General features: G+C 65.4%; 15 protein-coding genes. 3 read left to right on the forward strand and 12 right to left on the reverse strand.

From position 1 onward, the window contains the following. Positions 1–39 precede the first annotated feature (39 nt). From RBT42_RS10000 to acnB, 5 genes are all read right to left on the reverse strand, one after another. Entirely contained in the window at positions 40–492 is a 453-nt protein-coding gene (locus RBT42_RS10000; protein WP_320364680.1) for a DUF393 domain-containing protein, read from the reverse strand. A 54-nt stretch (positions 493–546) separates the two neighbouring features. Beyond that, entirely contained in the window at positions 547–1,071 is a 525-nt protein-coding gene (locus RBT42_RS10005) for a GbsR/MarR family transcriptional regulator (protein ID WP_320364682.1), read from the reverse strand. 77 nt (positions 1,072–1,148) lie between these two features. Continuing rightward, the gene (locus RBT42_RS10010) at positions 1,149–3,491 is read right to left on the reverse strand and encodes a PBP1A family penicillin-binding protein (RefSeq protein ID WP_320364684.1); all 2,343 of its coding nucleotides are present in this window, start codon (positions 3,489–3,491) and stop codon (positions 1,149–1,151) included. A 113-nt stretch (positions 3,492–3,604) separates the two neighbouring features. Further along, positions 3,605–4,492, reverse strand: a complete 888-nt coding sequence (locus RBT42_RS10015) for an NAD-dependent epimerase/dehydratase family protein (protein ID WP_320364685.1) — start codon at positions 4,490–4,492, stop codon at positions 3,605–3,607. Positions 4,493–4,685: 193 nt separating this feature from the next. Then, positions 4,686–7,277, reverse strand: coding sequence for a bifunctional aconitate hydratase 2/2-methylisocitrate dehydratase (acnB, locus tag RBT42_RS10020; protein WP_320364687.1), 2,592 nt, complete (start codon positions 7,275–7,277; stop codon positions 4,686–4,688). Positions 7,278–7,325: 48 nt separating this feature from the next. Between acnB and RBT42_RS10025 the strand changes: the two genes are divergently transcribed. After that, positions 7,326–7,484 (forward strand): hypothetical protein, encoded by a 159-nt coding sequence (locus tag RBT42_RS10025; protein ID WP_320364688.1) that lies wholly within the window; start codon positions 7,326–7,328, stop codon positions 7,482–7,484. A 9-nt stretch (positions 7,485–7,493) separates the two neighbouring features. Here RBT42_RS10025 and RBT42_RS10030 read toward each other — a convergent pair whose 3' ends face one another. From RBT42_RS10030 to prpB, 5 genes are all read right to left on the reverse strand, one after another. Continuing rightward, positions 7,494–8,012 (reverse strand): hypothetical protein, encoded by a 519-nt coding sequence (locus RBT42_RS10030; RefSeq protein WP_320364690.1) that lies wholly within the window; start codon positions 8,010–8,012, stop codon positions 7,494–7,496. Between the two features lie 119 nt (positions 8,013–8,131). After that, positions 8,132–9,319: a 2-methylaconitate cis-trans isomerase PrpF gene (gene prpF, locus RBT42_RS10035; RefSeq protein WP_320364692.1), complete on the reverse strand. Its 1,188-nt coding sequence runs from the start codon at positions 9,317–9,319 to the stop codon at positions 8,132–8,134. Between the two features lie 152 nt (positions 9,320–9,471). After that, positions 9,472–12,084, reverse strand: coding sequence for a Fe/S-dependent 2-methylisocitrate dehydratase AcnD (gene acnD, locus RBT42_RS10040; protein ID WP_320364694.1), 2,613 nt, complete (start codon positions 12,082–12,084; stop codon positions 9,472–9,474). Positions 12,085–12,182: 98 nt separating this feature from the next. After that, the gene (gene prpC / locus RBT42_RS10045; RefSeq protein WP_320364696.1) at positions 12,183–13,346 is read right to left on the reverse strand and encodes a 2-methylcitrate synthase; all 1,164 of its coding nucleotides are present in this window, start codon (positions 13,344–13,346) and stop codon (positions 12,183–12,185) included. A 37-nt stretch (positions 13,347–13,383) separates the two neighbouring features. Beyond that, positions 13,384–14,268, reverse strand: a complete 885-nt coding sequence (prpB, locus tag RBT42_RS10050; protein ID WP_320364698.1) for a methylisocitrate lyase — start codon at positions 14,266–14,268, stop codon at positions 13,384–13,386. A gap of 226 nt (positions 14,269–14,494) precedes the next feature. On the opposite strand from prpB, the gene prpR reads away from it, so the two are divergent. Together prpR and RBT42_RS10060 are read left to right on the forward strand one after the other, a co-directional pair. Next, a complete protein-coding gene (prpR, locus tag RBT42_RS10055) occupies positions 14,495–16,468 on the forward strand; it encodes a propionate catabolism operon regulatory protein PrpR (RefSeq protein WP_320364700.1) in 1,974 nt (657 codons plus the stop codon). A gap of 70 nt (positions 16,469–16,538) precedes the next feature. Beyond that, entirely contained in the window at positions 16,539–18,452 is a 1,914-nt protein-coding gene (locus RBT42_RS10060; RefSeq protein ID WP_320364702.1) for a B12-binding domain-containing radical SAM protein, read from the forward strand. Between the two features lie 44 nt (positions 18,453–18,496). Here RBT42_RS10060 and RBT42_RS10065 read toward each other — a convergent pair whose 3' ends face one another. Both RBT42_RS10065 and RBT42_RS10070 read right to left on the reverse strand, forming a co-directional pair. Beyond that, positions 18,497–18,955, reverse strand: coding sequence for a hypothetical protein (locus RBT42_RS10065; protein ID WP_320364704.1), 459 nt, complete (start codon positions 18,953–18,955; stop codon positions 18,497–18,499). A 5-nt stretch (positions 18,956–18,960) separates the two neighbouring features. Further along, on the reverse strand, positions 18,961–19,986 hold the full coding sequence (locus RBT42_RS10070; RefSeq protein ID WP_320364705.1) for an HpcH/HpaI aldolase/citrate lyase family protein: 1,026 nt from the start codon (positions 19,984–19,986) through the stop codon (positions 18,961–18,963). Positions 19,987–20,049 lie beyond the last annotated feature (63 nt).

Here is a 20,049-nt window from a genome sequence, read left to right on the forward strand (position 1 = left end):
TCTCCTGGGTACTTGTTGGAGGGCGAGCGGCGTGACCGCTCAACGCCGTGTGCATTGCCCTTGCGAGCACGAGCCGTGGGCGGCCGCGTGTTCTGCGGCCCGCCGGGACGCCCCCTCGAACAGCCAGCGCACGACAAAGCGGGGGATGCGCTGACGGTATCGGGCCACGAAGGGGTAGAGCGCGTCCGCCAAGGGGCCGATCACCGGCCAGGTGGTCGCGCGGGTGACCCAACCCAGGCCGACACCGGTGTAGGCCGCATGCAGCGCTGGCACACCTCGGATGACGCGCCCGTCCGCGGCGCGGGCGTGCAGCAATCGCATCAGCTCGGCATACGGCACGCCCGGCAGCGGTGACACCTCCGGCGTGGCCGACACATCCACGAACACCAGCTTCGCCTCCCGGTTGCGCAGCATCAGGTTGCTCATCTCTGCCATGCACAGAGGGCAGGAGGCGTCGTAGTAGATCGTCAAGGGGTAGAGTGCGTGGTTCATGATATGCCTGACATTTCAGTAATAACAGAAACATTGAGCCAAAAAAAGGGGAGATCAACTCCCCCGGATGAACTTCTGAACACTGGCTCCCATGCGCAGCACCTTTTCCAGGGTGCTGGGTGAGAGGCGCAACATCTCATCCGTCCACGACCCCAGCGATTCCATGAAGCGCAGGGTTTCGCGGACCCGGTCTTGCACGTCCGGGCTCTCGTTTTCGAACTCGGGCTGCGCCACGAGTTGCTGCAGCAGGCGGGTGGTGGGGTCGAACTCCCGCTCCTTGCGTTCGCGCACGATGGTGTTGAACAAGGCCCAGACGTCGTGTGAGGTGTCGAAGTAGTCGCGGCGATCCCCCAGCACATGCGAGATGCGCACAAGGTTCCAGGACTGCAACTCCTTGAGGCTGGTGCTCACGTTGGAGCGGGCCACGCCCAGGGTTTCGGCGATCTCTTCCGCGTGCAGCGGGCGACCGTGGAAGAACAAGAGGGCGTGGATCTGCGCCACGGTGCGGTTGACGCCCCAGGCGGAGCCCATCTCACCCCAGTGCACCACAAATTGACGAGCGACATCTGACAGTTCCATGTGCGCCAGTCTATCTCGTCAGTTCTTTCTGTCAAGACAGAAATTAAAAAAGTTTGCCTTGTCGCCCCGTCAATCGGTCAATTGAACAACCGCTCAATGAACGAGCGCAGTGTGTCTTCCCCCTCGGGCTCGGAGGCACCGGGCAAGGGCGGTGTCGGGATCAGGCTGCGGTCGATCGGGGTCTCGTCCACGCCCAACTCCGTGAGGAAGCCCCCCTCGGCCCATTCGCTGTAACGCCAGCCGGTGGGCAGGCTCACCACACCTTCCGGCGTACTCAGACTGCGCACCGGCTCGCCGCGCAAGGCAGTGCCCATGAACTGGATCCAGGCCGGCAAGGCCAGCGAGCCACCGGAGGCCTGGCTGCCCAGGCTGCGCGGCGTGTCATGGCCAAACCAGACGACCGCCACCAGGTTGGGCTGGAAGCCGGCAAACCAGGCGTCCACCACGTCATTGGTTGTGCCGGTCTTGCCATACAGATCGGGGCGACGCAGTTGGGCCTGGGCCTTGGCCGCGGTGCCGCTGCGTGCCACTTCGTTGAGCAGGGTCGACGTCACAAAAGCATTGCGGGCAGGGATCACACGCTGCGATTCGTCGGCGGGCGTCGGCTTGGCCTCGAACACGACCTTGCCTTGGCCGTCCTGAATCTTTTGGATCAGCACAGGGTTGACGGACAGGCCGCCATTGGCAATGACCGCATAGGCGCTGGCCATCTGCATCACCGTGGTCGAGCCGGAGCCCAGGGCCAAGGTCAGGTTGGCAGGCTGCTTGTCCACGTCAAAGCCGAAGTGCCCGGTCCACTGGCGTGCGGCCTCGGGGCCCATCAACTGCACCAGGCGGATGCTGACCAGGTTTTTGGACTTGGCCAGGGCAATGTGCAGCGGGATCGGGCCTTCGGCGCTGCCATCGGCGTTGCTCGGTGTCCAGTTGCCGACATCGCTCAGTGGGGCGTCGTTGATCAAGGTCTCGGGCATCACGCCGTTCTCGAGGGCGGCGGAGTACAGGAAAGGCTTGTAGGTCGAGCCCGGCTGACGCCAGCCCTGGGTCACGTGGTTGAACTGGTTGCGATGAAAATCGAAGCCGCCCACCAGCGCACGGATGCGCCCATCGTGCGGGTCCATGGCCACCAGGGCTCCTTCTGCCTGCGGCCACTGGGTGATGACCCACTCCTGGCCCACCTGCAGCAGGCGCACCACCGAGCCGCGTGTCACCCTTTGGTTGGCCCGTGCCTTGGCGCCCAGCCCCGGCAGCGCCTGCCTCAGCCCCTTGCCACTCACCACCACCACGTCGCCCGAGGCCAGCACGGCCGTCACGCGCTTGCTGCTGGCCTGGGTGACGATGGCCACACGCAGGGTCTCGTCGTCGTCGTGATCGGTCAGCAACTGGGCGATGGCCGGATCCTGATCGCTCAGGTCGGCAGGCAGGTCCTCCTGGGCTTCTGGGCCACGCCAGGCCAGACGCAACTCGCGGTCGATCAGCGTCTTGCGCACGGCCTTCCAGCCCGCTTGCTGGTCGGCTGCGCGCAGCGTGGTCACCACCTTCATGCCGCTGGTGTAGGCGGACTCGCCGTACTGGGCATACACCTGGGCGCGTGCCATCTCGGCCACGTACTCGCCGTGCACGTCCATCTCGCCGGGGTTGCGCACGTAGAGCTTTTCGGCCTTGGCGGCTGCGTACACGATGTCGTCGATCACGCCCTCGGCACGCATGCGCGAGAGCACCACCAACTGCCGATCCTTGGCACGCTTGGGGCTCTTGATCGGGTTGGCATAGGCCGGGTTCTGTGGCAGGCCGGCCAGCATCGCGCACTCGGCGACGGACAGCTGCTGGATGGGCTTGCCGAAGTAGGTGCGCGAGGCTTCGGCAAAGCCATAGGTGCGCGCGCCCAGGTAGATCTGGTTCATGTAGAGCTCGAGGATCTGGTCCTTGCTCAACTGCTGCTCGATGCGCAGCGACAGCAAAGCCTCCTTGAGCTTGCGCGACAGGGTGCGCTCGCGCGTCAGGAAGAAGGTGCGTGCCACCTGCTGGGTGATGGTCGACGCCCCTTGCGTGCGGCCGCCTGTGGCGTTGGCGACGATGGCCCGCAGCACACCGATCACGTCGATGCCGGGGTGCTCGTAAAAACGGGAGTCTTCCACCGCCAGCAGGCTGTCGCGCATCATCTGCGGGAACTGCTGGATGCGCAGGTACTCGCGCTTCTCGTTGCCGAAGCCTCCGATCTCGACCCCGTCGGCGGTGTACACCCGCAAGGGTTGCTTGGGCTGGTAGTTGGCCAGGCTGCTGGTGTCGGGCAGCTGTGGCAGGAGCACGAGGACCGTGGCACCCAGGCCGAGCACGCCCGCCAGGCACAGAGCGAGCAGGGCCCACAGGGCGCGGCGCAGCCAGCGGGAGGCGGCACCGTCGCGGGTCGCGGAATCGGACATACAGCAAGGCCGGCGCGCCAAGGCGCCATCAAGTCAGCAAGCGGGAATTATGGCCGCACGCCGCAGGGCCTTTGCAAGGAGATGTGAGCCGCCGTTAGCACGACGCTCCGGGCTCAGTGCCAGGTCTCGGACAACAGGCGCGCGTAGTGCACGCCCGAGCGGCCCAGCACGGCCTCGAACGGCGCAGGCGGGGCCACATTTGGCTGCTTCAAAAGGTCGACCGCTTCGCTGCTCCAGGGGCTGGCCGACACCAGGTCGCCCAGGAGGGCGCTGAGCGAGGTCAGTGCATCGGGCAGCCTCAGCACCTTGGCCGGGCGATGCCCCAGTTGCTGGCTCAGGCTGGCAATGAACACGCCCAACTGAACTGCTTCGGGCCCCACGCAGGCCAGGGGCCCCGGAGATTGGGGGCTGTGGGTCAGCAGTTTCACCACGGCGTCGGCCAGGTCGGTCACCGCCACGGGCTGAACCTGGGCATCGATCACCGGGCCGGGCAGCAGCGCCACCGGCAAGCGGGCCAGATTCACAAACAGGGCGCTGCTGGCGCCTCCTCGGCCGAACACGATGCTGGGCCGCAAGATGGTGGCCGACAGACGGCCCGCCGCCACCAGCGCCTGCAGGTGCTGCTCGGCGGCCAGTTTGGTCTGCGCATACTGGGTGGGGCTGTGCTCGATGCCCAGGGCCGAGATTTGAATGACCCGGGGCACGCCCGTCTGGACGCAGGCATCGAACAAGGCCTTCGGGGTGTCGGTGTGCACGGCGGTGATGGGGCGGCTGCCCGTGCTGCGCAGGACACCGACTGCGTTGATGACCACGTCCATGTCACGCACGCGCGGCAGCCAGTCGGCCACGTGCACATCGTGCGCATAGTCGATGGCGATGCGGTCGCGCTCGCCCGGACGCACCGATGACACGCCGCCGATCACCTCGTGACCTGCGCGCACCAAGGCACTTTGGAGGTGGCTGCCGACGAAGCCACGGGCACCGCAGAGCAGGATCTTCATGGCGGACTCCTGGTACCGGCGAACGCGTCGCCGGCTTATGTGGACAGGCTTTAAGTGTGCCCTGCTGCACCCGAGGACACACCTTTGTCGTGGCGGTGACGTGGTTTTGACTCACATGAGGGCACAAAAAAGCCCGCCGAGTTTCCCCGGCGGGCTTGGGTGTCAGCTCAGCGCTGCGTCAGGGACGCAAGGCTCAGGCCTTCACGGTCTTGGCGGTTTCCACGTACTCTTCAATCTGGTTGAAGTTCATGTACTTGTAGACGTTGCCGGCGTCCTTGGCCACGACACCGATTTCAGCCATGTACTCGGCCGGGGTCGGCAGCTTGCCCAACTTGGAGGCGACGGCGGTCAGCTCGGCCGAGCCCAGGAACACGTTGGTGTTCTTGCCCAGACGGTTCGGGAAGTTACGGGTCGACGTGGAGATACAGGTCGAGCCTTCCTTGATCTGAGCCTGGTTGCCCATGCACAGGGAGCAGCCCGGCATTTCGGTGCGGGCACCGGCTTGGCCGAAGGTGTTGTAGTAGCCTTCCTTGGTCAGCTCGGCAGCGTCCATCTTGGTGGGCGGGGCCACCCACAGACGCACCGGGATGTCCTTCTTGCCTTCCAGCAGCTTGCCGGCGGCACGGAAGTGACCGATGTTGGTCATGCACGAACCGATGAAGGCTTCGTCGATCTTGGTGCCAGCGACTTCGGACAGGAACTTGGCGTCGTCCGGGTCGTTCGGGCAGCAGACGATCGGCTCCTTGATGTCGGCCAGGTCGATCTCGATGACGGCAGCGTACTCGGCGTCCTTGTCGGCTTCCAGCAGGTTGGGGTTGGCCAACCAGGCTTCCTGGGCCTTGATGCGGCGCTCCAGGGTGCGGGCGTCCTGGTAACCGTTGGCGATCATGTTCTTCATCAGAACGATGTTCGACTTCAGGTACTCGGCCACCGGCTCCTTGTTCAGCTTGATGGTGCAACCAGCAGCGGAACGTTCGGCGGAGGCGTCGGACAGTTCGAACGCTTGCTCGACCTTCAGGTCAGGCAGACCTTCGATTTCGAGGATGCGGCCCGAGAAGATGTTCTTCTTGCCAGCCTTGGCGACGGTCAGCAGACCCGCCTTGATGGCGTACAGGGGGATGGCATGCACCAGGTCACGCAGGGTGACGCCAGGCTGCATTTCGCCCTTGAAGCGCACCAGCACCGACTCAGGCATGTCCAGCGGCATCACGCCGGTGGCGGCGCCGAAGGCGACCAGACCCGAACCAGCGGGGAAGGAGATGCCGATCGGGAAGCGGGTGTGCGAGTCGCCACCGGTGCCGACGGTGTCGGGCAACAGCAGACGGTTCAGCCACGAGTGGATCACGCCGTCGCCCGGACGCAGGGCCACGCCGCCGCGGTTCGAGATGAAGGCGGGCAACTCGCGGTGCATCTTCACGTCCACGGGCTTCGGATAAGCCGCGGTGTGGCAGAACGATTGCATGACCAGGTCGGCCGAGAAGCCCAGGCAAGCCAAGTCCTTCAGCTCGTCACGGGTCATCGGGCCGGTGGTGTCTTGCGAACCCACGGTCGTCATCTTGGGCTCGCAGTAGGTGCCCGGACGCACGCCCTTGCCTTCAGGCAGACCGCAGGCGCGACCGACCATCTTCTGGGCCAGGGTGAAGCCCTTGCCGCTGTCGACCGGTGCCTGGGGCAGACGGAAAGCGGTGGAAGCGGGCAGACCCAGGAAGTCACGGGCCTTGGCGGTCAGCGAGCGGCCGATGATCAGGTTGATGCGGCCACCAGCCTGGACTTCGTCCAGCAGCACTTGCGACTTCAGTTCGAACTTGGCTGCGACAGCGCCGTTCTTCTCGATCTTGCCTTCGTAAGGGTAGATGTCGATGACATCACCCATTTCGAAGTTGGACACGTCCACTTCGATGGGCAGGGAGCCGGAGTCTTCTTGCGTGTTGAAGAAGATGGGGGCGATCTTGCCGCCCAGGGTCACGCCGCCGAAGCGCTTGTTGGGCACGAAGGGGATGTCTTCGCCGGTGGCCCAGATCACGCTGTTGGTGGCCGACTTACGCGAAGAGCCGGTACCGACCACGTCGCCGACGTAGGCGACCAGGTTGCCCTTCTTCTTCAGGTCTTCGATGAACTGCATCGGGCCGCGCTTGCCGTCTTCTTCGGGCTTGAAGGCCGCGTCAGGACGGGTGTTCTTGAGCATCGCCAGATAGTGCATCGGGATGTCAGGACGGCTCCATGCATCGGGAGCGGGCGACAGGTCGTCGGTGTTGGTTTCGCCAGGCACCTTGAACACGGTCACGGTGATCTTCTTGGCGACCGGAGGACGGCTGGTGAACCACTCGGCATCGGCCCAGGATTGGATCACGGCCTTGGCGTTGGCATTGCCACCCTTGGCGAGTTCGGCGACGTCGTGGAAGAAGTCGAACATCAGCAGGGTCTTCTTGAGCGCGTCAGCGGCGATGGTGCCAACTTCTGCGTCACCCAGCAGGTCGATCAGTGGCTTGACGTTGTAGCCGCCGACCATGGTGCCGAGCAGCTCGGTGGCCTTGGCGCGCGAGATCAGACCCACCTTCAGTTCGCCATCGGCGACGGCGGTCAGGAAGGAGGCCTTGACCTTGGCCGCATCGTCCACGCCCGGAGGCACGCGATGGGTCAGCAGGTCCAGCAGGAACGCGTCTTCGCCAGCGGGCGGGTTCTTGATCAGCTCGATCAGTTCAGCGGTCTGCTGGGCCGACAGGGCCAGAGGGGGGATACCGAGGGCAGCGCGCTCGGCAACGTGTTCGCGATAGGCTTGCAACATGGTGTTCACCTGGTGTTGAGGGGCAAGAAGATCGAACGCGGATCCGACATGCGGATCCTCCAAAAAAGAATCACCGCCGTGGGGCAGAAAACGCGTCGCTCGCGTGGAAAGGTCATTTCCGTGCAGCCCGCTATTTTCGCCCACCCCGGCGGTGAATGTCACGAAATCGACGCGAAATCACGCAATTTCACGTCGCTCATCGTCTGAAAAACCCCATCAGTTGCCGGCAGGGCCAAACAGAGAGGGGCGTGGGCTGTTGCGCAGGTCGGCTTCGGCGGCCCGCTGCACATCGTGCACGCAGCCATCCACCAGGCGACGACCGGCTTTGCGGTCCATCACCATGGACTTGGTCAGGATCTGTATCAGCAGGGCATTGCCCTTGACGTCTTCCAGACGCACGGCACCGGTGCTCGACACCACGGGCTTCATGACCCAGGCCTGGCGGTCCAGTTTCAGGTCGAAGTAGCCGGCATGGCGCTCGCTGCGGTCCACGGACACGGACTTGCCGAATTCACAGGCGTAGCGCCCGGTCAGCACACGCTCGGCCGCCTGCAACTGCTCGGCGCTGGCTTCAGGCGGGGGCGTGAAGTTGTTGGACAGCGTCTGCTTGCTGGCTGAGGTGACCCGGGCGTGGGCCAACTGGGGTGCCAGCACGCTGGCGGCCATGCCCAACACCATGCCAGCCGTCAGGGCCAGGGTGCGGGTGCGTTGGTGGCGAGAGGTGAGTGTGCTCATGGTGTGGGGCGTGGCTGACGTGGAACAGAGGCCGATTTTGCCGTCGATCCCATGTTCGTGCACGTGAGCGGGGCAAGCAAATGTACGCCGCCCACGCGCAAGCTGGGAGGGGGTTTGCCTCAGAAGGTGTCGCCTGGTACGCGCACCCAGCCTTCCATGAGGATGCGGGCGCTGCGGCTCATGATGGCCTTGGTCACCGTCCACTGGCCGTTGACCTGCTTGGCCTGGGCGCCGACACGCAAGGTTCCGGAGGGGTGGCCGAAGCGCACGGCTTCGCGCTCGCCGCCGCCAGCGGCCTGGTTGACCAGGGTGCCGGGGATGGCGGCTGCGGTGCCGATGGCGACCGCACAGGTCCCCATCATGGCGTGGTGCAGCTTGCCCATCGACAGGGCGCGCACCAGCAGGTCCACGTCACCGGCCTCGATCGTCTTGCCGCTGGAAGCTGTATAGGTGGTGGGGGGAGCCACGAAGGCGATCTTCGGAGTGTGCTGGCGGGTGGCCGCCTCTTCCGGCGTCTTGATCAGCCCCATGCGCAGGGCGCCGGCCACACGGATGGCCTCGAAGCGTTTGAGCGCCTCGGCGTCCGTGTTGATCTGCTCGCGCAACTCGGTGCCGGTGTAACCAATGTCCTTGGCGTTGACGAAAACGGTCGGGATGCCCGCCGTGATCATCGTGGCCTTGAGGGTGCCGATGCCGGGCACGTCCAGGTCATCAACCAGGTTGCCCGTGGGGAACATCGAGCCACCCTCGTCGCCATCATCGGACGGATCCATGAATTCGAGCACGATCTCGGCAGCCGGGAAGGTCACGCCGTCGAGTTCGAAATCACCGGTTTCCTGCACCTGACCGTTGGTCACGGGCACGTGGGCGATGATGGTCTTCTGGATGTTGGCCTGCCAAACGCGTACCACGGCCACGCCGTTTTGCGGAATGCGTGACGGGTCGACCAGACCCGCGTGGATGGCGAAAGCGCCCGCGGCGGTGGAGAGGTTGCCGCAGTTGCCCGACCAGTCCACAAAGGGCTTGTCGATCGAGACCTGACCGTAAAGGTAGTCCACATCGTGATCGGGCACGCTGGACTTGGACAGGATCACGCACTTGCTGGTGCTCGACGTGGCCCCGCCCATGCCGTCGATGTGGGCGGCATAGGGATCGGGGCTGCCGATGACGCGCAGGAACAGCTTGTCACGGGCCGCGCCAGGCACCTGGCAGGCCTCGGGCAGGTCCTGCAGGCGGAAGAACACGCCCTTGCTGGTGCCGCCACGGATGTAGGTGGCGGGGATTTTGATTTGTGCGGGATGAGCCATCACACGCTCCTTCAATTCACATGGTGCCGAAGCGCGCAAAGCTTTGCGTCACTCCGGCCTGACCCAGCGGCAGCCGTGGATCCGGCTTTGCCGGTCCACTGGCTGCGCCCCCTTGAGGGGGAGCGCCAAAGGCGCTCGGGGGTGGTCGGTTCTTACTTGTTTTCAGCCAGGAAGTCTTGTGCGAAGCGCTGCAGCACGCCACCGGCTTCGTACACCGACACTTCTTCGGCGGTGTCCAGACGGCAGGTCATCGGCACCTTCACCACTTCGCCATTCTTGCGGGTGATGACCAGGGTCAGGTCGGCGCGCGGCTTCAGTTCGCCTTCCACGTCATAGGTCTCGGTGCCGTCCAGACCCAGGGTCAGGCGGGTGGTGCCCGGCTTGAACTCCAGCGGCATCACGCCCATGCCGATCAGGTTGGTGCGGTGGATGCGCTCGAAGCCTTCGGCGGCAATCGCTTCCACGCCAGCCAGGCGCACGCCCTTGGCGGCCCAGTCGCGCGAGGAGCCCTGGCCGTAGTCGGCGCCGGCCACGATGATCAGCGGCTGCTTGCGGTCCAGATAGGTCTCGATGGCTTCCCACATGCGCATGACCTTGCCTTCCGGTTCCACGCGGGCCAGCGAGCCCGGCTGCACCGAGCCATCTTCCTTGCGCACCATCTCGTTCTTCAGCGTGGGGTTCGCGAAGGTGGCGCGCATGGCGGTCAGGTGGTCACCACGGTGGGTGGCGTAGGAGTTGAAGTCCTCTTCCGGCAGGCCCATTTTGTGCAGGTACTCACCGGCAGCCGAGTTCATCAAGATCGCGTTGGACGGCGACAGGTGGTCGGTGGTGATGTTGTCTGGCAGGATGGCCAGCGGGCGCATGCCCTTGAGCGTGCGCGGGTTGGCAGCCAGGGCGCCGACCCCTTCCGTGTCCCAGTAAGGCGGGCGACGGATGTAGGTGGACTGCGGACGCCAGTCGTACTGAGGCGACACCTTCTCGCCCTTGTCGGCCTGGATGGCGAACATCGGCTCGTACACGGCGCGGAACATCTCGGGCTTCACCGAAGCCTTGACGATGGCGTCGATCTCGTCGTCCGAAGGCCAGATGTCCTTCAGGCGGATTTCCTTGCCATCGACCACGGCCAGCACATCGTTTTCGATGTCAAAGCGCACGGTGCCGGCAATCGCGTAGGCCACGACCAGCGGCGGCGAAGCCAGGAAGGCCTGCTTGGCGTAGGGGTGGATGCGGCCGTCGAAGTTGCGGTTGCCCGACAGCACAGCGGTGGCGTACAGGTCGCGGTCGATGATCTCTTGCTGGATCTTCGGGTCTAGCGCGCCCGACATACCGTTGCAGGTCGTGCAGGCAAAGGCCACGATGCCGAAACCGAGCTTTTCCAGGTCGCCCAGCAGGTTCGCTTCCTTCAGGTACAGCTCCACGGCCTTCGAGCCAGGGGCCAGCGAAGACTTCACCCAAGGCTTGCGGGTCAGGCCCAGCTTGTTGGCATTGCGGGCCAGCAGGGCGGCCGCGATCACGTTGCGCGGGTTGGAGGTGTTGGTGCACGAGGTGATGGCCGCGATGATCACGGCGCCATCGGGCATCGTGCCTTCGCTGGCAGCCGGCATGGCCCACTTGCCGGCGATGCCCTTGGCCGCCAGATCGCTCGTGGCGACACGGGCGTGCGGGTTGGACGGGCCGGCCATGTTGCGCACCACGCTCGACAGGTCGAACGTCAGGTCACGTTCGTACACGGCGTTCTTGAGCGAATCCGACCACAGGCCGGCTTGCTTGGCATAGGTCTCCACCAGCTTGACCTGTTCGGCGTCGCGGCCGGTCAGCGTCAGGTAGTCCAGGGTTTGCTGGTCGATGCTGAACATGGCGGCGGTGGCGCCGTACTCGGGGGCCATGTTCGAGATCGTGGCGCGGTCACCGATGGTCAGCTTGGCAGCGCCTTCGCCGTAGAACTCGAGGTAAGCACCCACCACCTTGTTCTTGCGCAGGAACTCGGTCAGGGCCAGCACCACGTCGGTGGCGGTGATGCCAGGCTGGCGTTGGCCGGTCAGCTTCACGCCGACGATTTCAGGCAGGCGCATCCACGAAGCGCGGCCCAGCATCACGTTCTCGGCTTCCAGTCCGCCCACGCCAATGGCGATCACGCCCAGCGCGTCCACGTGCGGGGTGTGCGAGTCGGTGCCCACGCAGGTGTCGGGGTAGGCCAGGCCGTTGTCGGCATGGATCACCGGCGACATCTTCTCCAGGTTGATCTGGTGCATGATGCCGTTGCCCGCCGGGATCACGTCCACGTTGGCGAAGGCCTTCTTGGTCCACTCGATGAAGTGGAAGCGGTCTTCGTTGCGGCGCTCTTCGATCTCGCGGTTCTTCTTGAACGCGTCGGGGTCGAAGCCCCCGCACTCCACAGCCAGCGAGTGGTCCACGATCAGCTGCACGGGCACCACCGGGTTCACCTTGGCCGGGTCGCCGCCTTCCTTGGCGATGGCGTCACGCAGGCCGGCCAGGTCCACGAGGGCGGTCTGGCCCAAGATGTCGTGGCAGGCCACGCGGGCCGGGAACCAGGGGAAGTCGCGCTCGCGCTTGCGGTCGATGAGCTGCGTCAGGCACTCGGTGATGATGGCCGGGTCGGCCTTGCGCACGATGTTTTCGGCGTGCACGCGCGAGGTGTAGGGCAGGGTGGCCCAGGCACCCGGCTTGATGGCTTCCACGGCGGCTTCGGTGTCGAAGTAGTCCAGCGTGGTGCCGGGCAGGTTCTTGCGGTATTGGGTGTTCATGGCTGGCAGCGGTGAGGGGTGGGGCGACGCGGGGTCGACAAGGTCAAAAGGCGCCACACGTTTTGCTCATGTGGCGCCCTTGTCCTGGCTGGTCAGAATTACTTGCGCTTCTTCAGCGGCACGAACTTCTGATCCTCTGGGCCGGTGTAGTTGGCCGACGGACGGATGATCTTCCCGTCAATGCGTTGCTCGATCACGTGGGCCGACCAGCCGGAGGTGCGGGCGATCACGAACAGCGGGGTGAACATGTCGGTGGGCACGCCCATCATGTGATAGCTCACGGCCGAGAACCAGTCCAGGTTCGGGAACATCTTCTTGATTTCCCACATCACCGATTCCAGACGTTCGGCGATGTTGTACATCTTCATGTTGCTCTGTTCCTTGGACAGGTCTTCCGCCACCTTCTTGATGACCACGTTGCGCGGGTCGCTCACGGTGTAGACGGGGTGACCGAAGCCGATCACGACTTCCTTCTTTTCCACGCGGGCGCGGATGTCGGCCTCGGCCTCATCCGGGTTGTCGTAGCGCTTCTGGATTTCGAAGGCGACTTCGTTGGCGCCACCGTGCTTCGGGCCACGCAGGGCGCCGATGCCACCGCAGATGGCCGAGTACATGTCGGAGCCCGTGCCGGCCACCACGCGCGAGGTGAAGGTCGAGGCGTTGAACTCGTGCTCGGCGTACAGGATCAGCGAGGTGTGCATCGCGCGCACCCAGCTGTCGCGGGGCTTCTCGCCATGCAGCAGGTGCAGGAAGTGGCCGCCGATGGAGTCGTCATCGGTCTCGACTTCGATGCGCTTGCCGTTGTAGGCGAAGTGGTACCAGTACAGCAGCATCGAGCCCAGCGAGGCCATCAGCTTGTCGGCGATGTCGCGGGCACCAGGGTGGTTGTGGTCTTCCTTCTCGGGCTTGACGCAACCCAGCACCGACACGCCGGTGCGCATCACGTCCATCGGGTGCGAAGAGGGGGGCAGTTGCTCCAGGGCGACCTTGACGGCGGCGGGCAGGCCGCGCAGGGCCTTCAGCTTGGCCTTGTAGCCAGCCAGTTCGGCCACGGTGGGCAGCTTGCCGTGCACCAGCAGGTGGGCAATTTCTTCGAACTCGCTGGTGGTGGCCAGGTCGAGGATGTCGTAGCCACGGTAGGCCAGGTCATTGCCCGTGCGGCCCACGGTGCACAGGGCGGTGTTGCCGGCGGCGGTGCCAGACAGGGCCACAGACTTCTTGGGCTTGAAACCAGGGGTGGTCGTCTCGGGGGTAGCGCTCATGGGATGTGTCTCCAGATGAGATGTGGCAACAGGGGTTTTACTTCTTGGCAGCGAACAGCGCGTCGAGCTTTTGCTCGAAGGCGTGGTAGCCAATGCGGTCGTACAACTCTTCGCGAGTCTGCATCAAGTCCACGACACTCTTTTGATGGCCGTCACGGCGGATGGCGGCGTACACGGCTTCTGCAGCCTTGTTCATGGCGCGGAAGGCGCTCAGTGGGTACAGCACCATGCCGACGCCCGTGGGGCGCAGCTCGTCCACGCTGAACAGCGGGGTCTTGCCGAACTCGGTGATGTTGGCCAGCACGGGCACGTTCACGGCCTTGCAGAACTTCTCGTAGGTGGGCAGGTCGTAGGCGGCTTCGGCGAAGATGCCGTCGGCGCCAGCTTCCACGCACTTGATGGCACGCTCGATGGCAGCGTCCACGCCGTGCACCTGGATCGCGTCGGTGCGTGCGATCAGGAAGAAGTCCGGATCGGTCTTGGCATCGGCGGCGGCCTTCACGCGGTCCACCATTTCTTCGGTGGTCACGATTTCCTTGCCGGGGCGGTGGCCGCAGCGCTTGGCGCCCACCTGGTCTTCAATGTGGCAAGCGGCGGCGCCGGCCTTGATCAGGCTCTTGACGGTGCGCTCGATGTTGAAGGCCGAGGGGCCGAAGCCGGTGTCGATGTCAACCAGCAGGGGCGTGTCGCACACATCGGTGATGCGGCGCACGTCGATCAGCACGTCGTCCATCGTGTTGATGCCCAGGTCGGGCAAGCCCAGCGAGCCTGCGGCGACGCCGCCACCCGACAGGTAGATGGCGCGGTAACCCGCGCGCTTGGCCAGCAGGGCATGGTTGGCGTTGATGGCGCCAATGATCTGCAGCGGCGATTCGTCCTTGAGGGCCTGGCGAAAGCGTGCGCCGGGGGAGGTGAGTGCCATGTGGGGTCTCCAGTGGAACGTGTCAGCGAGGAATGCTGGGTAACAACGCAACGTGCGTGCCAGCCCGGGTACTGCGTGTTCAGGATGCCAGAGATGGGTTGTAAGTCATTGATTTGACGAGGGGCAGGCTGGTTTCCACCCATGCGCAGCGCCCGTGACCTGTGCCTATGTTTCGCATTTGAAATGGTGTTTCATTCAATCGTGAAACGCGTGCACAATGCCAAGCATGCTGTCCGACGCCTTGCCCCGCCTTCCTTCTGCGCCCACTCCGCCACGCATTGTGGCCGTCGGCTTTCGCCGCATCAACAAGATGTTGCAGGCCCTGGCGCCCGAGTTCGCCGACCGCGCCGCCGTCGAGGTGCTGGACGTCGGCTTTGAAGAGGCCGTCGCCCGCGTGCGGGCGCTGCAAGCCCAGCGGCCGGTGGACGTGGTGGTGGCCGCCGGCTCAAATGGCGGCTACCTGCGTCAGCACCTGGATTTGCCCGTCGTGGTGGTCAAGGTGGGGGGCTTCGATTTGATGCAGGCGCTCGCGCGGGCCAAGCGCCAGTCGTCGCGCATCGGCTTGGTCACCTATGTGGGCGTGGCCCCCGACATCCATCAGTTCGACGACCTGTTCGGCCTGGGCGTGCACCAGCGCAGCTACCGCACCGAAGACGAGGCCCAGGAAGCGGTGCGCGAACTGCAGCAAGAAGGCGTGGACGTCATCGTCGGCTCCGGTCTGTCGGCGGACATGGCTGACCAACTCGGCCTCACCGGCATCTTTTTGTACTCGATGGATGCCGTGCGCGAGGCGCTCGAAGACGCGGTCGAGGTGGCACGCGCCTCTCGGATCGAGTTGACCAAGCGCGAGCGCCTCAACACCATCCTGGCCCAACTGAGCGATGGCGTGATCGCGGTCGATGCCCAGGAGCGCATCCAGACCCTCAATCCGACGATGGCCCAGTGGCTGGGCATCAGCCCCACGCAATGGCTGGGCCTCAAGCTCAGCGAGGTCTGCCCCGAGCTCAGCCTGCAGGCCACCTTGCGCCTCGGGACCCAGGATCTGGAGAAGATCGAGCGCGTCAAAGGCAAGGCCCTCATCGTCAACCGCATTCCGCTGGTCGAGCAGGGTGTGTTGACCGGCGCGGTGCTCAGTGGTCAGGATCCCATCTCCATCCAGCGGGTCGACCGCCACATCCGCACCCGCATCCAGCCCAACACGGTTCCGGCCCGCTACGAGCTGCAGCAGCTGCTGGGCCACAGCGCCGCCTTGCAGCGTGTGCAGCGCATGGCCGTCAGCTGCGCCCGCAGCCAGGCCACCGTCTTGATCCTGGGTGAAAGCGGTACCGGTAAAGAGCTGGTGGCCCAAGGCATCCACATGGCCAGCGATCGGCGCGAGCTGCCTTTCGTGGCCGTCAACTGCGCGGCCGTGTCCGAAACCTTGCTGGAGAGCGAGCTGTTCGGCTACGAGGAGGGGGCTTTCACCGGCGCCCGCCGGGGGGGCAAGATCGGCCTGTTCGAGGCGGCCCACAAAGGCACCATCTTCCTCGACGAGGTCGGCGAGATGCCGCTGTCCCTGCAGTCCCGCCTGCTGCGAGTGCTGCAAGAGCGCGAGGTGCTGCGCGTCGGCGCCACCGAGCCCACGCCCGTCAACGTCCGTGTGATCGCGGCCACGCACCGCAATCTGCTGCGCCACGTCGAAGAGGGCAGCTTCCGTCAAGACCTGTTCTACCGCCTCAACATCCTGCGCATCGACATGCCGCCTTTGCGCGACCGGCTCGACGACCTGCCCGAACTCGTGCACGCCTTGCATCGCAAGGTCTGCACCCGCCTCGACCTCGAGCCCGCGCGCACCGAAGCCATCGTTGCCGCACTGATCGCCCAGGCACCGTCCTACCACTGGCCCGGTAACGTGCGCGAACTCGAAAACCTCGTCGAGCGCCTGGTGGCCTACGCCGACCCGCAGGCCGACGACGCTCTGTCTGCCGAAGCCGTCCGCGACTTCGTGTGCACCGTGGCGCCCGAGCTGTTCAGTGTTGGCGCCGACAGGGCCCCTTCCGATTCAGCCGAAGATCCATCCTCGCTCAAGGCGCACCAGGCCCAGCGTGAGCGTGCCGAAATCCAGCGCGTCCTCGACGAATGCGGCGGCGACCGCACCCTGGCCAGCCAGCGCCTGGGCATCAGCCGCACGACGCTGTGGCGCAAGCTCAACCCTGCGTGAAACGGGCGTCGCTGTCACAATCCGTGCTGGCCTGCCTTCGGCCTGTTCCCGCTCTGCCCGTCGCCGTTTCATGTCCCCCACTTCACCCATGCGCGTCCTCTCCCTGATCCCCCCGATGACGCAGCTCAACACGCCGTACCCCTCGACGGCGTACCTGACGGGCTTTCTGCGCTCGCGCGGCGTGGACGCGGTGCAGGAGGATCTGGCCCTGGCGCTCGTGCTGAAGCTGCTCTCGCGCGAAGGCTTGCAGGCCGTCCACACGCAGGCCCTGAAGATGCCCGAGGCCCAACGCACGGCGCCCGTCAACCATTTCCTCGACCACATCGAGGCCTACCTTCACACCATCGACGCCACCATCGCCTTCCTGCAAGGGCGCGATGCCACGCTGGCGCACCGCATCTGCACGCGCCACTACCTGCCTGAAGGCCCGCGCTTCCGCACCCTGGATGCCTACGCCGACGACGGCAGCGGTGACCCCCTGGCCTGGGCCTTCGGCGCTCTGGGCATGGCCGACCGTGCCAAACACCTCGCCACGCTCTACCTCAACGACCTGGCCGACGTGCTGCGCGATGCCGTTGACGGCCGCTTCGAGTTCGTGCGCTACGCCGAGTCCCTGGCCCAAAGCCAGCCCACCTTCGAGCCGTTGGCGCAGGCCCTCGTCACGCCGCTCAACCTCGTCGACACCACGCTGCGCGAACTGACCTTACAGGCCATCACCCGCCATCAACCCCAGCTCGTGCTGATCTCCGTGCCGTTCCCCGGTGCGGTCTATGCCGCCTTCCGCATGGCGCAGGCCATCAAGCAGGCACACCCTCACATCCGCCTCGCCTTGGGCGGCGGCTTCGTCAACACCGAGCTGCGTGAACTCACCGAGTCCCGGGTCTTCGACCACTTCGACTTCGTCACCCTGGACGCGGGCGAGCGCCCCTTGCTGGCCCTGCTCGAACACCTCGAAGGCAGGCGCTCTGCGCAGCGCCTCGTGCGCACCTTTGTGCGCGAGGCCGACACCGGCCAGGTCCGTTACATGAACTGGGCCGAGCCCGACGTGCCCTTTGCCGAAGTGGGCACGCCCACCTGGGACGGTCTGCCACTCGACCGCTACCTGTCCCTGCTGGACATGCTCAACCCCATGAACCGGCTCTGGTCAGACGGGCGTTGGAACAAGCTCACCGTCGCCCATGGCTGCTACTGGAAGAAGTGCAGCTTCTGCGACGTCAGCCTCGACTACATCTCCCGCTACGAAGCTGCCAGCGCCGAGGTCCTGGTCGACCGCATCGAGGCCATCGTGCGCGAAACCGGCCAGACCGGCTTTCACTTCGTCGACGAAGCCGCGCCGCCCAAGGTCTTGCGCGCCCTGGCGCAGGAGCTGATCCGCCGCAAGGTTTCCATCTCCTGGTGGGGCAACGTCCGCTTCGAAAAATCCTTCACGCCCGAGCTGTGCCTGCTGCTCGCCGACAGCGGCTGCATCGCCATCTCCGGCGGCCTGGAAGTCGCCTCCGACCGCCTGCTCAAGCTGATGAAAAAGGGCGTCTCTGTCGATCAGGTCGCCCGCGTCACCCGCGCCTTCACCGACGCAGGCATCCTGGTGCACGCCTACCTGATGTACGGCTTCCCCACGCAAACCGTGCAGGACACCGTCGATGCGCTCGAATACGTGCGCCAGCTGTTCGCCGAAGGCTGCATCCAGTCCGGCTTCTTCCACCGCTTCGCCTGCACCGTCCACTCCCCCGTGGGGCAAGACCCGCAGGCCTACGGCGTCGAACTCATCCCCTTGCCACCGGTCAGCTTTGCCAAGAACGACATCGGCTTCATCGACCCCACCGGCGTGAACCACGACGTGCTCGGTCAGGCCCTCAAGAAGGCCATCTACAACTACATGCACGGCATTGGCTTGGACGAAGACGTGCGCGCCTGGTTCAAGGGCAAGGTGCCGCGCCCCACCGTGTCGCGCCGCTTCATCGAGCGTGCTTTGGCTGACCTGTGACGCGCCGGTATCGGTCCACGCCTCGGCGTGACTGAAGCGAGGCCTCAGCAGGCGTAGGATTCAAAGAAGCGGCTGTTGGCCTCGGCCTCAATCGCCAAACCTTGGCCTTGCCACACCCACTCGGGCCCAGCCCGAAACCGCAGGCTCAGCGTCATCGGTCCGTTCACGTTGCAAGGCAAGGGCAGGGCGCGCCACACTTGGTCCGCGTGTCGCACCTCGCCCCCCGACAGGGTGCCCATCGCATCCTCCAGAGCTGCATCCGGGCTCCAAGCCAAGGCATCGGCATCGGTGGCGCGCACCACGCCACGCAAGCGCAAGGTCAAGCCCGTCAGGTGCCCCCAGACGCTGTCGCGCCCAGCCCCGGTTGCCCCCGAGCTGTTCTCCGGATCACGTCGCACGCAGGCCGCCGCAAACGCCACGCAGACGGTGTCGCCTTCCAGGCCGTCGCCCGATTCCCGACGCACCGCTCGCACCTCTGAGCCGTCCAGCAGCAGGGTGTCCACGTGTCTCAAGCGCCGTTGGCAAAGAACGCTGCTTCGGTGTCGGCTGGCAGCGGCTGCCCCGTCAACCAGGCGCGCTCCAGCACATGCCAGTAATGGCGGTAGCTGGCGCGGTCATGCAGCACCCCGTGGTACGAGGTCGGCGCCCAATGCGCCGCCTGGGCCGCCGTCAAAATCTCCACCGCATCGTCCACCTCGGCGGCCACCGGCGCAAACGCCTCGATGATCACCGGGATCTGGTCGGGGTGAATGCTCCACATGCGGGTGTAGCCCAACTCGCGGCAGGCGCGCTCGGCCGCCTTGCCCAGCGCCCGCTTGTCCTTGAACTCTGTCACCACGCAATGCGAGGGCGTGATGCGCGCCGCATGGCAGGCCGCTGCAATCTTCAGCTTGGCCTGCATCACCAGCGGATGGCTGAACTGCCCGGTCACGCTCATGCCCGTCGCCGGAATCGCACCGCGATGCTCCGAGACAAAATCCATCAACCCGAACGAGAGCGACTCCAGGCTGGGCAGGGCGGCGACCTCGTCCACCTGCTGCACCGCTTTCAGCGTCTCGATCAGGCCGTGCACAGGCACCACCCGTTCCACGCCATGTCGCACCCGCGCTGCCTTGATGGTGTCAATCGCGCGCTGCGTATCGGCCACATCGCGGAGCTTGGGCACCATGATGTAGGCCAGACGCTGGCCCGCCATCTTGATCAGGGTGTCCACATCGTCTTCAAAGCGGCGGTGACGCGGGTCATGCACCCGCACACCCACGCGGTCGCACACGTTCTGCGGGCTGTCGATCAACTCCGCCACCAGCAGCGCCTGTTCGTGCTCGCCGCCCACGGGGGCACCATCTTCCAGGTCCAGTGTCACATCGAACACCGCCCGGCCGTTGCCCGCTTCCGCCATCTCGGCCTGCAGCATCAGGCTCTTGCGCATGCGCACTTCCACGCCGGAGTAATGGTCGCAAACAGGCAGTGTGGGGGGCAGGGGCTCGCTGCCGAACAGCGCCTGACGGGGGTGAATGGTGCTCAGGGTGGACATGGTGTGTTCCTTGCGGGCGCCGCCTCGCCCCGGATCAGGACGCACGGCACAAAAAAAGCTGGC

The organism is Aquabacterium sp. (assembly GCF_034003525.1).
Classification (GTDB): Bacteria; Pseudomonadota; Gammaproteobacteria; order Burkholderiales; family Burkholderiaceae_C; genus Aquabacterium.